Origin of the sequence: Pseudomonas sp. AM14(2022), assembly GCF_036346455.1 — a bacterium.
GTDB lineage: Bacteria > Pseudomonadota > Gammaproteobacteria > Pseudomonadales > Pseudomonadaceae > Aquipseudomonas > Aquipseudomonas putida_A.
This window is the reverse complement of sequence record NZ_JAOTNY010000001.1, coordinates 116081-130153: the sequence shown is the minus strand read 5'-3', so window position 1 is coordinate 130153 and position 14073 is coordinate 116081. Positions and strand designations below refer to the sequence as shown.

General features: G+C 56.0%; 10 protein-coding genes and 2 pseudogenes. 5 read left to right on the top strand and 7 right to left on the bottom strand.

Features of this window, described 5'->3' with window-relative positions; translation table 11 throughout:
- Positions 1–156 precede the first annotated feature (156 nt).
- Positions 157–831 carry a heavy metal response regulator transcription factor gene (locus V3W27_RS00645; protein ID WP_003253457.1) on the top strand — a complete coding sequence of 225 codons (675 nt, stop codon included), beginning with the start codon at positions 157–159 and terminating at the stop codon, positions 829–831.
- Entirely contained in the window at positions 828–2246 is a 1419-nt protein-coding gene (locus V3W27_RS00640) for a heavy metal sensor histidine kinase (RefSeq protein WP_010951441.1), read from the top strand. Before V3W27_RS00645 ends, V3W27_RS00640 begins: the two co-directional genes overlap by 4 nt.
- A gap of 57 nt (positions 2247–2303) precedes the next feature.
- Here V3W27_RS00640 and V3W27_RS00635 read toward each other — a convergent pair whose 3' ends face one another.
- Entirely contained in the window at positions 2304–2891 is a 588-nt protein-coding gene (locus V3W27_RS00635; RefSeq protein ID WP_010951442.1) for a hypothetical protein, read from the bottom strand.
- A gap of 266 nt (positions 2892–3157) precedes the next feature.
- Here V3W27_RS00635 and V3W27_RS00630 point away from each other — a divergent pair, with 266 nt between their 5' ends.
- On the top strand, positions 3158–3379 hold the full coding sequence (locus V3W27_RS00630) for a hypothetical protein (RefSeq protein WP_010951443.1): 222 nt from the start codon (positions 3158–3160) through the stop codon (positions 3377–3379).
- An 82-nt stretch (positions 3380–3461) separates the two neighbouring features.
- Here V3W27_RS00630 and V3W27_RS00625 read toward each other — a convergent pair.
- From V3W27_RS00625 to V3W27_RS00600, 6 genes and pseudogenes are all read right to left on the bottom strand, one after another.
- A pseudogene (locus V3W27_RS00625) lies at positions 3462–4088 on the bottom strand (phospholipid carrier-dependent glycosyltransferase); the annotation flags it as partial.
- A pseudogene (locus V3W27_RS00620) lies at positions 4084–4677 on the bottom strand (P-type ATPase); the annotation flags it as partial. The pseudogenes V3W27_RS00620 and V3W27_RS00625, both read right to left, overlap by 5 nt.
- Positions 4678–4879: 202 nt before the next feature.
- A complete protein-coding gene (locus V3W27_RS00615) occupies positions 4880–5203 on the bottom strand; it encodes a DUF2790 domain-containing protein (RefSeq protein ID WP_003253432.1) in 324 nt (107 codons plus the stop codon).
- A gap of 162 nt (positions 5204–5365) precedes the next feature.
- Positions 5366–8527 carry a CusA/CzcA family heavy metal efflux RND transporter gene (locus V3W27_RS00610; protein WP_010951454.1) on the bottom strand — a complete coding sequence of 1054 codons (3162 nt, stop codon included), beginning with the start codon at positions 8525–8527 and terminating at the stop codon, positions 5366–5368.
- Between the two features lie 24 nt (positions 8528–8551).
- Positions 8552–9802 carry an efflux RND transporter periplasmic adaptor subunit gene (locus tag V3W27_RS00605; protein ID WP_010951455.1) on the bottom strand — a complete coding sequence of 417 codons (1251 nt, stop codon included), beginning with the start codon at positions 9800–9802 and terminating at the stop codon, positions 8552–8554.
- 68 nt (positions 9803–9870) lie between these two features.
- The gene (locus V3W27_RS00600) at positions 9871–11142 is read right to left on the bottom strand and encodes a TolC family protein (RefSeq protein ID WP_010951456.1); all 1272 of its coding nucleotides are present in this window, start codon (positions 11140–11142) and stop codon (positions 9871–9873) included.
- Between the two features lie 404 nt (positions 11143–11546).
- Here V3W27_RS00600 and V3W27_RS00595 point away from each other — a divergent pair, with 404 nt between their 5' ends.
- On the top strand, positions 11547–12890 hold the full coding sequence (locus V3W27_RS00595; RefSeq protein ID WP_003253422.1) for an OprD family porin: 1344 nt from the start codon (positions 11547–11549) through the stop codon (positions 12888–12890).
- A gap of 489 nt (positions 12891–13379) precedes the next feature.
- Positions 13380–14054 carry a heavy metal response regulator transcription factor gene (locus V3W27_RS00590; protein ID WP_003253420.1) on the top strand — a complete coding sequence of 225 codons (675 nt, stop codon included), beginning with the start codon at positions 13380–13382 and terminating at the stop codon, positions 14052–14054.
- The last annotated feature ends 19 nt before the right edge of the window (positions 14055–14073 follow it).

Genomic DNA, 14073 nt, shown 5'->3' with positions numbered 1-14073 from the left:
TTCTTCGCGTTAAGATTCAAGCGTCCTCAGGTGACCCGGCGTATGGACAGAGGTAGCGACTACCACATGCCATACCCTCAGCCAAACTTTCGAACAGCCTGCAACCATAATCTTGGCGGATTAGGCCAACTCCTTCCTCACACCTTGAGATAAGTTATGCGCGTTCTAGTTGTGGAAGACGAAATTAAAACTGCCGAATATCTTCAGCAGGGCCTATCCGAAAGCGGGTATGTCGTAGATATCGTGCACAACGGTGTAGATGCTCTGCACTTGTTCAACACTAATGTCTATTCGTTGGTCCTCCTGGACGTGAACCTCCCGGGTATCGACGGCTGGGACCTGCTGGAAACCATCCGTAAGACCAGCCGGGTCCGCATCATCATGCTGACCGCCCGCGGACGCATCAATGACAAGCTCAAGGGCTTGGACGGCGGCGCGGATGACTACCTTGTGAAGCCATTCGAATTCCCTGAGCTGCTTGCTCGCATCCGTTCGCTGCAACGCCGTGGTGATGAGTTAGTCGAGAAGAGCTCGCTGAAAATTGCCGATCTGGAACTCGACTCCGTCCGCCATCGCGTCTTCCGCGGTGGCACACGCATCGATCTCACCACCAAGGAATTTGCGCTTCTGCACCTGCTCATGAGCCGAACGGGCGAAGCGCTGACTCGCTCTCAGATCATCTCGTTGGTCTGGGATATGAATTTCGATTGCGACACCAATGTCATCGATGTAGCCATCCGGCGCTTGCGCTCGAAGATCGATGACCCGTTTGAAACCAAGCTCATTCACACGCTTCGTGGCGTTGGGTACGTTTTTGAGGAACGCGCATGAGGCCATTCAGCCTGGCTGCAAAGCTGGGGTTAAAAGTTGGGTTGATGAGCGCAGCGTTGCTGCTTCTGTTCGCCACCTTTGGCTATCTGATGGTAGGCAAGGCTCTGGAAAGAAATGCCAGAGCAGACCTGGAAGTAAAGATGGCGGGGATGGCTCACAACCTGTCCACCATCCCGGACATCTCCGGCGTCAACGCGGATGCGCATCAGCTTGTCGATTTGGTCATGGGCCACAACAACCTGTATGTGAGCATATTCGATACCTCACAGAATCAGACTCCCCTGCTCTCGATTGGCTCGAAACAGGTCAATCTGGAGGTGCACAAGTTTCAGCCGGCGGCCCAGCCCAAAGAGCACGAATGGCGTGATACGCAGGACCGTCCTCTGCTGAGTGCTTCTCGAATCATGCGTTTGGGCGATGGAACAGAGGTCAGCGTCTATATGACCATGGACCAGTCATCCAGTGAGGCGCTGCTCGATGCGTTGCTGACCTGGGCCTTGATGATGTCCCCCGTCATCCTCGCACTGATCTTGGCCATTGGCTGGTGGACTGTGCGCAGAGGCCTGCTACCACTGACCAAGTTCCTCAAGATCGCCTCGAAAATCTCAACCGAGAGCCTCGACCATCGCCTTCCAACTGATGGGATGCCGGCAGAACTCAAAATGCTCGCCGACGGCATCAACATCATGCTGGCTCGCCTGGATGATGGGGTTCAGCAGCTCTCGCAGTTTTCTGACGACCTTGCTCACGAACTTCGAGCACCGCTTTCCAACCTGATGGGCAAGGCCCAGGTTGCCTTGACCAGAGAACGATCGCTTTCCGAGTACCGGGAGGTTCTGGAGTCGTGCACAGAAGAGCTGGACCGCATGAGCCGCATGGTTTCCGACATGCTGTTCTTGGCCCAGGTCAGTCATCCAGCATCAATGGTGGAGTTCGAATCCGTCTCCTTGGTCGACGAGGTTCAGCGAGTGTGCGATCTCTTCAGCATTTCAGCAGAAGAAGGCGAGATTCAGCTGCAGATCTCCGGCAGTGATGACGTGGTGCGCGGGAATCGCCTGATGGTTCAACGTGCCGTCTCGAATCTGGTCTCGAACGCGATCCGTTACTGCCCTCGCGGCCGCACGGTCTACGTTAAGGTGCAGCATAGTGCGAGCGGTACGACGTTGAGTGTCGGCAACCCCGGCCGTGGTATTGCCAAGGAACACCACGCGCACTTGTTTGAGCGGTTCTACCGTGTGGACAAGAGCCGAGCACGGAGCGAAGGCGGTACCGGTCTTGGCTTGGCCATTGTGCAGTCGATCATGAGTCTGCACCAGGGATCGGCGAGCGTGGAGGTGACCGAAGAAAACTTCACCTGGTTCCACCTTCACTTTCCGGAAGCCCAGCAAATGCAGCCGGCAATGACCGCCGCTTAAATTGCGCAGACACGATTAGGCCCGTCAATCGACGGGCCTTTTGTTTGCCTCAATGCATCAGTGCCGAAGGACCACAGGGTCCATGGGCGACCGCAGAATCACCGACTTAATAATCTTCTGTTCGTCAGGATTGGCGTTTTTCCACAGGTGTGAGAAGTACTGAGCATTCACTTTCTCTTGAGCACTTACGCTGCCGGCGGCATCGATCAGGCGCATGGTCGAGTAGACACAGATCAGCGCCAGAATGAAGAACGCCGTGGCGACCACCATCACATAACGCTTGGCCAGCACCGGTGCCCGCTTGAGCTCCTGGATAGAGGCGTCCGCCGCCTTTGTCGCTGCTGTAAGCTCCGAGATCAGTGGCTGGATGGCGGTGTCGACTCCGCGGCATGCAGCTGAATACGCTGATGCAGCGGCGCGCAAGGCAACCTCCTCCGCGTTCGACCAAGCCTTCTCCGCCTTTCGCACCTCCTCCTGAATCTGCCGGCCGACAGCGTCCACCTGCTCCACCAGTTCGTTCGACCTCTCCAGAACAGCGCTGGAGGTGCGCGTCTGCGAGGTCAGCTCATCGAGCTGGACAGTGAGTTTTTCAGTGCAGCGGCGAAAGTCACCGATAGCAACTGCCCAGGGCTCTATGTCATTCATGGCTATCTCCTAGGGCGGCCAACAACGCCGCGCTGAATTAACGCGCTAGATATCAAAATTGTAATTTAAGAGAAAATTCGAAGTCGCCCTCGACAGTGCCGAGATAGACATGATCCTTCCAGATTTGAAGATTTAACGCATCCTATCTGCAGCCAAAATTACGGAATTGTAATTATTGACTCACCTTGTCGTTAGCTTCGCGTTCCTAAACTACAAACCAACAAAGGCCGCTAATCAGGTTGGCCTAGTATGAACCGAGGTTCACAATGAAATTTGTCAAATCTATCGCTATTGGCAGCCTGCTGCTGGGTCTCATGGGTACCGCTTACGCTGAAGGCGGCTTCGAGCGAACGAAACAGTTCAACGAGAACTTCCGAACCGAACAGGCTCGCCTATGGAGCGATGACTCTTCGGACCAGAACAAACAACAAGTCGCTCAAGAGCAAAAGAAAGAAAGCAAGGATGGTAAGGAACAAGCCGACAATTAATCGGCGGTTAAATAGGACTTCAAATGACGAAAGAAATCGACAAAAAAGCCAGGGTAAAACCTGGCTTTTTTGTGCTTGGAATTTAGCCTTCGTTCTTGCGAGGCGTTTCCGCATTGCTTTCTCCGGCCAGACCCTCGGCACCTTGTGCGGGGCGTTTCCAATGGCACAGCAGGAGCTGGCTGGCGTTCGCTTCGGTGATCGATGTGCAAGCTAGATCAGCGGGCAGACCATCCTTGCTGTCTCGCAAGCGCCTGGACAGATAGAACGAGCCATCCCGCGGCCACTTGGCAGGATCCTTGATGTTCTCGGACTTCCCGCTGCTGTAAAACTCCGACGAGTATGAGCGGCGGCCAGGATAGATCAGGGGAGCGGAATGAGCAGACTGCACATTGAGCCAGGCTTGAACCACATCCCGCTGATTCTGAGGGCGCTCCTCTAGTACCCCGGCGTAGATGATGCCCGCACCGATGATTGGCAACACCAATGCGCTCGCAGCGGCAGCCCAGGTGGTCTTCGGGCCAACTTCGCTGACCCGTGCAGACAGCAGCAATGCCCACGCTGGCAGCGCGGGTAGCAGGTAGGTCCACAGAATGTTGCCTGCAAATGTGAAGAAGACCGGTGTCGCCAAGGCCCACAGCCAGAGGTAGGCTTTGAAGCGCTGCATCGATCCACGCTTGCGGATCAACAGTGGTAGAAACAAGGCCCACGGGGACGCTCTCACCGGTTACTGGCGCCTGGTTGATACTTGAGGAGCCTACGACTACAAAACCATCGGCCGGCAGGCGGTCATTGGGGCGCACGATGACAACGTCACCGGGAACCAGCAGCTCCACGGGCATCTCCACCGTGCCATTTGCTCTGCGTACGATCGCGGTGGCTGGTGCGAGCTTGGACAGTGCCTCAATCGCTTTCTTGGCCCGCCCCATCGCGTAGCTTTCAAGGGAATGCCCCAGACTGAACAGGAACAGCAGCAGAGCCCCCTCCGCCCAGGCGCCGATGCTCGCGGCACCGACTGCGGCGAGAAGCATCAGCGAGTCGATCTCGAAGCGTTTCTGACGGATGTTGGTAACCGCTTCCTTAGTGGTGAACCATCCACCGAACACGTAGGCCGACACGTACAGAATCAGAGGCAGACGATCAATCAGGCCAAGTTTTCCTGCGAGAGCTCCGGCACCCAGGAGAGCACCACAGATCAGCGCGAAAATCAGCTCTGTGTTCATTCCAAAAATGCCGCCATGCTCATGGCTATGACCTTCATGCCCGGCTTGGTCATCAGGGCGTTCAAGCAAACTCTTCATAACTCGTCCCTTCTGGGGTCAAGGCTTCCAATTGCCCTCTGCAGTTGGGGAGCCGTCTCTGTTGGTTGGCTAAGATCTATTGCACGGTTTGCCCGAGCCCAGGCGTTAACATTTCGAAGCTATGGGGTATCGGGCGTAATAAAAAATGCCAGGCACTGCCTGGCATTTATGAATTCTCTAATTGTTCTGTTCAAATCGTTTACTACTTGTTGTTGATGCATTGCGAATACATCGAGTAACGAACAGTCTTGAGCGTGCCCTGGGAGTCCTCGAAGGTCATCAACCGTGGATAGACCTGGCAGGTACGGGGGTCCTGCGACTGACGTACGAATTTCGCAACGTCTATCTTCATGCCATATTTGTAATCCTGAATCTCTGGCATTGGCTTGCCATTTTTCTCCGCGTACTTGGCCACTGCGGTCTGGTGTTCCTTGGTGTATTGAAGCTGCTTGCTCTCGGAGAAAGTGTTGGCCTGCGAAGCCACCGAGAAAACAACAAGTGCAGCAGCGATAATTAGCTTTTTCATAAAACCCTCTCAATTTCAAAACTTCTCGGGCGTAACCTTAGCAATGCATAGGCATCACCGGCATGACGAGAAACTTACAATTTTGAAAGGTAAGTGCATCTACTTCACTTTAAACAAAAAAGCCCACAACACGTGTTGTGGGCTTCTCTTTAGCGGAGGCTGTTAGCTAACCACTTCGGCCTCGTCGCCGTCTTCATCCTTGCGGTGTGCCCAGTGATACAGGGCAGGCAGTACCAGCAAGGTCAGTGCGGTGGAGGACAGGATCCCGCCAATCACCACCGTCGCCAATGGCCGCTGAACTTCGGCACCGGTGCCGGTGGCCAAAGCCATCGGGATGAAGCCCAGGGACGCTACCAAGGCTGTCATCAGAACAGGTCGCAGACGGGTCAATGCACCTTCATCGACTGCCTGTCTGAGCGTTCGTCCCTCCTCCCTTAGCCCGCGGATGAAGGCAATCATCACCAGGCCGTTCAGTACTGCAACGCCGGACAGTGCAATGAAGCCGACACCTGCCGAGATCGACAGTGGGATGTCCCGCAGCCACAACGCCACAACACCACCGGTGAGTGCGAATGGAATACCGGTGAAGACCAGCATGCCGTCCTTCAGGTTGTTGAACATCAGGAACAACAAGGTCATGACCAGCAGCAAGGCGACTGGAACAACGATCTGCAGGCGTTTGGCAGCCGACTGCAGCTGCTCGAACTGGCCCCCCCAAGTCGTCCAGTAGCCCGCAGGGATTTGCACCTTCTTGTCCAGCGATGCGGTCGCCTCCTCAACGAAGGACCCCAGATCGCGGCCTCGAACGTTGGCGCTGACGATAACCAGACGTTTGCCGTTCTCGCGGCTGATTTGGTTCGGGCCCAGTTGCAGGTCCAGATTGGCGACCTGGGACAGCGGGATGAAGCCGATCTGATTGGCACCCTGTGCCGCATTGGCAGGTACCGGGATCAGCAAGCTGGACATACCCGCTACGTCGGTGCGAACGGTCTCTGGTAGGCGTACTACCATGTCGAACCGACGGTCGCCCTCATACAGCGTGCCGGCCTGACGGCCACCCACGGCGATAGCGATCGAGTTCTGAACATCCGCGATGTTCAGGCCGTAGCGTGCTGCTTTTTCGCGGTCAATGTTGATGGTCAGCACCGGCAGGCCGGATGTCTGCTCAACTTTCACTTCCGATGAGCCCGGGACCGCTTTGAGCGCTGCCGCGATCTTGTTGGCGGTGTTGTTGAGCACGTCCATGTCATCGCCGAAGACTTTCACAGCGACGTCACTACGCACGCCCGAAATCAGCTCGTTGAAACGCAGTTGGATTGGCTGCGACAACTCGTAGTTGCTTCCTGGAACACCCGCTGCGGCCTTCTGCACTTCAGCAATCAGCTCATCACGAGGCTTCTTCGGGTTAGGCCACTGATCCTGAGGCTTGAGCATGATGTAGGCGTCAGAGGCGTTCGGCGGCATCGGGTCAGATGCAATTTCTGCGGTACCCGAGCGTGCGAACATCCGCTCAACTTCAGGCACCTGCGCAATCACCGCTTTCTCCAGACGCTGCTGCATCTCGACAGATTGAGTGAGGCTCGTTCCAGGCACACGCATGGCCTGCATCGCAAAGTCACCCTCACTGAGGCTTGGGATGAACTCGCTACCCATACGACTTGCCAGCAAACCACTGAGCACGACCAAGGCTACTGCGGCCGAGAAAGCGATGTTCCGATGTCCCAGCACCCATTGCAGAACCGGTTCATAGCGCAGTCGAGCTGTGCGCATGACCACGCCTTCCTCTTCCTTCACCTTGCCAGTGACGAACATGGCAATAGCTGCAGGAACAAAGGTAACGGACAGGACCATTGCACCCAGCAGCGCCATCACAACGGTGAAGGCCATCGGGTGGAACATTTTGCCTTCGACGCCGGTGAGGGCGAAGATCGGCAGGTACACCACCATGATGATCAGCTGACCGAAGATCAGCGGCCGGCGAGCTTCTCGCGCCGCGGCAAAGACCTCGTGGAAGCGTTCGGTTTTGGTGAGCATGCGGCCATGCTTATGTTGCGCATGAGCCAGTCGACGGATCGCGTTTTCTACAATAACCACGGCACCGTCGACGATGATGCCGAAGTCGAGTGCCCCCAAACTCATTAAGTTGGCACTGACCTTGTTGTTGAACATGCCTGTGAAGGTGAACAGCATGGACAGCGGAATCACCATCGCGGTGATCAGAGCCGCACGGATGTTGCCGAGGAACAGGAACAGAATGGCGATAACCAGGATCGCGCCTTCCACCAGGTTCTTCTTCACCGTCGCGATGGCTTTTTCAACCAGGTTGGTACGGTCGTAAACAGTCACAGCCACCACGCCCTTTGGCAGGGTGCGGTTGATGTCCGCCAATTTGGCGGCGACAGCTTGAGATACGGTGCGGCTGTTTTCACCAATCAGCATGAACACGGTACCGAGCACGACTTCGCGGCCGTTCTCAGTAGCAGCACCTGTACGGAGCTCTTTACCGATGCTGACGTCAGCAACGCTGCTGATGCGAATCGGTGCACCATCCACACTGGTGATCACGATGTTGGCGATGTCTTCGATATTGCCTACCTGACCCGGTGCACGGATGAGCAACTGTTCACCATTACGCTCGATGTAGCCGGCACCGACGTTGGCGTTGTTACTTTCCAACGCTGCGACCAGGTCATTGAGTGTCAGCTTGTAGGTAGCCAGGCGCTTTGGATCCGGCGCAACCAGGAACTGCTTGGCATAACCGCCGATGGTATTGATCTCGGCCACACCCGGGACGTTACGCAGCTGAGGCTTGATGATCCAGTCCTGGATCACGCGCAGGTCGGTCGGGGTGTACGGCGTACCGTCCTCTTTGACCGCGCCATCTTCGGCTTCAACAGTCCACAGGAAGATCTCGCCGAGGCCGGTAGATACCGGACCCATGACGGCCTCTACACCTTCTGGCAGCTGTTCCTTCGCAACCTGCAGCCGCTCGTTGATCAACTGGCGGGCAAAGAAGATGTCAGTGCCATCCTTGAAGATCACGGTGACCTGAGACAGGCCAGAGCGAGACAGGGAACGGGTCTGCTGAAGGCCCGGGAGACCGGCCATGGCCGTTTCAACTGGAAACGTGATCCGTTGTTCGGTTTCCAAGGGCGAGTAACCAGGCGCTGCAGTGTTGATCTGCACCTGGACGTTGGTGATATCGGGTACCGCATCGATGGGCAGCTTTTGATAGCTGTAGATACCGATACCCGCCATGATCAGAACGGCGATCATTACTACGATGCGCTGCTCGATGGCGAATCTGATGATACGTTCAAACATGAGAAATCATCCTGTCAGTTCGCATCAGTGACCGTGTTCGGCAGAAGCTTTGCCGAGCTCGGACTTGAGTGTGAAGCTGCCACTGGTTGCTACCTGGGCGCCGGCTTCAATACCGTCGATGATTTCCACGTACCCATTGTCGCGGCGACCCAGTTTTACCGGGCGGGTGTCAAAGCCATCTGGGGTGCGTACGAATACCGAAGGTTTGTCTTCAACGGTCTGCACAGCGTGCTCAGGGACCGCTACGGCAACTCGATCGGTCTGGGAGGTGACCGCAATGTTTACGAACAGGCCTGGACGCCAGGCGCCGTTGGGGTTGGTCAAGGTGACGCGGACAGTAGCTGCACGGTTTTGCTCGCCCAGCAGGCTGCCGACATAACCCACCTTCCCTTCGACCTCGACGTTCATGTCAGGCGAAGAGACTTTCACTGCACGGCCAGTCGTGACCTTGCCCAGATCTGTCGGCGGAACTGCGAAGGTCGCCCAGACCTGATTCAGGTCGGAAAGGATGAAGGCGTTGGTCGCCTCGCTGACGACTTCGCCGACGGTCAGGTGTTTCTCCACTACCACGGCGTCGAAGGGAGCGCGGAGCTCGTAACGATTACCGCCAACGGAGTTAACCGAGGCACCGATTGCGCCGACCTTCTGCTTGGCGTTGGCCAAGGAGATCTCCGCTTCTTGCAGCGCTTGGCGTGCTTGGAGGTAGTCTTGCTCTGCAGAGATCTTGTCCTGCCACAGTTGCTTCTCACGTTCGAAGGTCACACGCGCCAGTTCGACGCGACGCTGTGCGGCCTGTTGTTCGCTGCGCAGGTCAGAGATCTGCTGGCTGGCGATTACCGCGAGGACTTGCCCTTTCTTGACCGTCTCGCCCAGGTTGGCCTGGACAGCCTCAACAACGCCAGGAACACGAGGAACCACGTGGGCAGTACGATCTTCGTCGAAGCGAATTTCGCCAGGGAAGCTCACGACGGTACCGAGGTCACGAGGCGCTGCAGCTTCCAGGGCAACACCAGCGGCCTTGATCTGTTCAGCGCTGAGCGTCAGCTTGCCCTCTTCTTCACCGCCCTCTTCGCTGTGGCCTTCTTCACCATGGCCCTCATCACCTTCCTCTTTGGCGGCAGATGCGGCTTTCTTTTCGTCGCCATGGCCATCGTTAGCGCCATGCTCGGCAGTACTGGCGGCCTGCTGTCCGGAACTGTTGTTCCAGGCAAGGCTGCCAAATCCGAGGGCTGCCACAGCGGCTACCGCGAGGGCGATCTTGCGTTTGTTATCCATTGCTACTCCTGCTGATCGTAGGCACCGGCTTGTTCAAGGCTGTGTGCCGAAGAAAATGTTTGGCCCGTTCAGCGAGTGCCGGCGGTTGAGCCGACTTCGCCATAAACCCTTTCCACCTGCGCACGCGCATTGGTCGCCGCTGCCAACGATTCGAGGTATTGGCCACGAGCGACGATCAAGGTGCGCTGGGCATCCAGCACTTCGATGAAACCGAATTTGCCCATCTCGAAGCCGCGGGTTGCGGTCTCTACGGCTTGTTGGGCTGAAGGCAGAATGGTCTTGTCGTAGGACTCGACCTCCTGCATGGCGGTGGACCATTGGTTCAACGCGGTTTGGGTTTCGGTGCGCAGGCGCAGCTCAACAGCATTGCGCTGGTCCCGGGCCTGATCTGCACGACGAGAAGCGGAAAGAATGTTGCCCTGGTTACGATCGAACAGCGGCAAAGGCATAGACAGGCCCACAGTGTTGACCCGCTCGCGCACAGAGCGGTCGTACTGGCTACCTACACTGACAGTAAGGTTCGGGATACGCTGAGCTTTCTCTGAGCCGAGCGAGGCATCGCTCTTGTCTATCTGCACCACGGCCTGACGCATTTCTGCTGTTTGGTCGAGCTTAGCCAGCAGATCTTCAGTGCGAGGTGGCAAGCCCGGGGAGAGGGTTGGCGATTCGAGTCGATCAAACACGGTGACTGAGCTCCCGGTAATTTGAGCGAGCTGTTGGTAAGCGGTCGCTTTTTCCGTTTCTGCACGTCGAACTTGCAGCTGGGCTTCGGCCAGTTGCACTTGAGCGCGGGTCGCCTCCACTGGGGACGACTTACCTGCGCGAACACGGCCATCGACGATGCGAAGACCGCGCTCAGTCAGTTCGAGAGATTGCTTGGCCAGGTCGAGACCTGTCTGGGCCCGCAACGCGGCGTAAAAGGCTTGGACGACATCTGCACGCAGGCCGTTAACGCGACGGTCTAACTCAAGCTGTGCGGCGGTCTGCCCGTATGTGGCGACGTCAACACGAGCCCCCCGCTTACCGCCCAGCTCAAGGGTCTGGCTGAGAGAGACAGTCGTCTGGCTGGTGTTACGACGGGTGTCTTCCACGTCATACGAGATTGTGGGGTTGGGGATAAGCCCGGCCTGCTTGCGAGCACCATCAGCGATCCCAATTTCTTGCCTGGCCGCGGCCAGGTCTGGGTTGGCATCCATGGCCGTCGAAAGCGCCTGGGGCAAGCTGATGCTTTGGGCAAGGGCTGCAGGCGCCATCAACCCAGAGATGACTGCACAGAGTGCAGCGATCTTCCAGGGCGAGACGGGGGTCTTGGGTAAGACATTGCGGTTATACCGGGGCACTTTGATGGTCCTCGTGCACAAACTTCGATAAAGCTTGGCGAGAACGCCGAAACAGCTGCCAAGCCCCACTTGATTAGGTGATGGCACTCTAATGAGCGGTAGCTATCAGAGGGGTGGCTAGAAAATTACAATTTCGTAAGAAAGCTTTGTAATGCCCGTAAATACTGGGAAACCCAACCCGACACGATGATTTCGATACAAGCAACAGAGATGGCAAACACGCGGTGCGAAGGTGCCGAATAACAGGTAGATGACGAAATTGTAATTGTCCTATCACCCTCCCGTTATCTTCGGCCTGCAAATATGAGCTCGCGCTACGCTAGGCGCGCCGCCGGGTCAGAACAACTAACGACACCCGCGCCGGTAAACATAATAAAAACTGCCGTGAATCAAAGGAGCATCGGATGAAAATCAAAGTACCACTGTATTTGGCGGCAGTTTCTGCGCTGTCTGGAAGCTATGCTATTTCGGCACAAGCTGAAGACAAGCCAGAAGGCTTCATTGAAGGCAGCAGCCTTACAGTGTTGAACCGTAACTTCTACTTCAACCGTGATAACCGCGACAGCACCGCCCCCACTTACAACAGTGGCAAGGGCAATACGAACGGCTACTCCGAAGCCTGGGCGCACGCGATCATCAGCAAATTCAACTCCGGGTTTACCCAAGGTACCGTTGGCTTTGGCGTTGATGCCTTTGCCATGATCGGCCTCAAGCTCGACACCGGTGATGGGCGCAACGGCGGCCGTAGCTCCTTCGACGTGCTGCCCGTTGATAACAAGGGTGAAGCTCGCGACGAATACACCAAGGTCGGCGGCGCAGCCAAAGTCCGCTTGTTCGATACCATCGTGAAAGTGGGTGATGTCTTCCCATCGACCCCGGTCGTCGCATCGGGTGACTCTCGCCTGCTGCCAGAGAGTTTCCGCGGTGTGACCGTTGAGAACACCAGCATCCAGGGCCTTACCCTCCAGGGTGGTCGTCTGCATGCGATGAGCCAGCCGGTCTCAAGCAACCTGAACGACAACTTCGTGACGTTCTACGGCGGCCCGGTCAACTCGCCATGGATCGGTTACGGTGGCGGTGACTACTCGATCAACGACAACTGGACTGTGAGCGTCTACGCCAGCCAGCTGAAAGACGTCTGGAATCAGTACTACGCCGGCACAAGCGTGGTTTACCCGCTGAGCGACGATCTGGCGCTGATCGGTGGCTTCAACTACTACAAAGCCGTAGATGAAGGTAAGAAGCGCCTGGGTGAATTCGACAACAACATCTGGAGTGCCAAGGTCGGTGTGCGTTACGGTGCCCACACCCTGGCCCTGTCGCATCAGCGCAACAACGGCGACGACGATTTCGACTACCTGCGTCAGTCGGACTCGATTTTCGTCGACAACTCCATCCAGTACAGCGACTTCAACTCGCCGAAAGAGCGTTCCTGGATGCTGCGCTATGACCTGAACTTCACCAGCTACGGCATTCCAGGCCTGACGTTCATGACGCGCTACGCCAGAGGCTCGGGTGCGGATTACTCGAACGCTAACCAGTTCTACATGCGCACCGACGACAACGGCAACCCGCTCGACAATCAGAAGCGTTGGGAGCGTGACGTCGAAGTCAAATACGTTGTCCAAACCGGTCCGGCAAAAGATCTGTCCTTCCGGTTGCGCCAGGCAACCACGCGTGCCACTGCTTTCGAATCGGATCTGGATGAAACTCGTGTAATCATCGAGTACCCGCTTTCGATTCTGTAATTCGCTAACTGGGCCAGTTATCCATTGGCGGGTCCTGTTAGTAAAACGAGCATTACGCATTCACCTTGAGTGGCTTAAGTGCTCCTTTGGTAAAAGGTGGATATTTGGCGCCCATTGGGCGCCTTTTTTTTGCCTAAAATTCAAGTAGGCGTTCGATTGTACGCATCGCATGCCGGTGAAGTTCATGACTACACCAATGACCAGTCTCTTCAATGTGAGCGACCTCGCCGTCATCTGAGCGGAACGAAGCCAGCACAAAGAAGAAAATAACCCAATACTTCATAAGGTCAAATCACCTGCTGGAGAGAGGGCCCGCAACTGTCAAACCCAAACCGCGACAAGATATACCGCCAGACTATCAACTGTATTACCTAGAAATTACAAATCCGTCATTTGAGCCCCGGCACGCTCATTTTGATTTACCATCCCTTTCAATAATGCCGGCGCGCGTGCGCGGTTAATTGCTCAGTGATATCGAGACAAAATCCCATGCGAATTCTGGTAATTGAGGATGAAGTAAAAACTGCGGAGTATGTGCGTCAAGGTCTGACGGAATGTGGCTATGTCGTAGATTGCGTCCACACCGGGTCAGATGGATTATTCTTGGCTAAGCAGCACGAATATGAGCTGATTATCCTGGATATAAATCTGCCAGAGATGGACGGTTGGCAGGTCCTTGAGTTGTTGCGTCGTAAAAACTGCCCTTCCCGTATCATGATGCTGACGGCGAGAAGCCGGCTGGCGGATAAGGTCCGGGGGCTGGAGAACGGAGCAGATGACTACCTGATCAAGCCATTTGAGTTCCCTGAGCTGCTGGCCCGGGTTCGCGCCTTGATGCGCAGGTCAGATCACCCTGCATCCGTAGAGGTCATTCGCGTCGCTGACCTGGAGCTTGATCAGAGCCGGCACAGGGCATTCAGGGACGGTCAGCGCATTGACCTGACCACGAAAGAATTCGCGTTACTGCATTACCTGATGCGTAATACCGGTGTGGTGCTGAGCCGCACCCAAATTATTTCGCAGGTTTGGGATATGAATTTTGACTGCGACACAAACGTTGTAGAGGTGTCGATTCGAAGACTCAGAGCCAAGATAGATGACCCTTTCGAGACCAAACTGATACATACGCTTCGGGGCGTAGGGTATGTGCTTGAAAAACGATAGTTGCCAAGCTCTCTAGTAC

Excerpts from the sequence above, each read along its gene's own strand:
- V3W27_RS00635 (WP_010951442.1), bottom strand. The coding sequence starts at position 2,891 with ATGAATGACATAGAGCCCTGGGCAGTTGCTATCGGTGACTTTCGCCGC.
- V3W27_RS00645 (WP_003253457.1), top strand. The coding sequence starts at position 157 with ATGCGCGTTCTAGTTGTGGAAGACGAAATTAAAACTGCCGAATATCTT.
- V3W27_RS00640 (WP_010951441.1), top strand. The coding sequence starts at position 828 with ATGAGGCCATTCAGCCTGGCTGCAAAGCTGGGGTTAAAAGTTGGGTTG.
- V3W27_RS00630 (WP_010951443.1), top strand. The coding sequence starts at position 3,158 with ATGAAATTTGTCAAATCTATCGCTATTGGCAGCCTGCTGCTGGGTCTC.
- V3W27_RS00595 (WP_003253422.1), top strand. The coding sequence starts at position 11,547 with ATGAAAATCAAAGTACCACTGTATTTGGCGGCAGTTTCTGCGCTGTCT.
- V3W27_RS00590 (WP_003253420.1), top strand. The coding sequence starts at position 13,380 with ATGCGAATTCTGGTAATTGAGGATGAAGTAAAAACTGCGGAGTATGTG.
- V3W27_RS00610 (WP_010951454.1), bottom strand. The coding sequence starts at position 8,527 with ATGTTTGAACGTATCATCAGATTCGCCATCGAGCAGCGCATCGTAGTA.
- V3W27_RS00605 (WP_010951455.1), bottom strand. The coding sequence starts at position 9,802 with ATGGATAACAAACGCAAGATCGCCCTCGCGGTAGCCGCTGTGGCAGCC.
- V3W27_RS00615 (WP_003253432.1), bottom strand. The coding sequence starts at position 5,203 with ATGAAAAAGCTAATTATCGCTGCTGCACTTGTTGTTTTCTCGGTGGCT.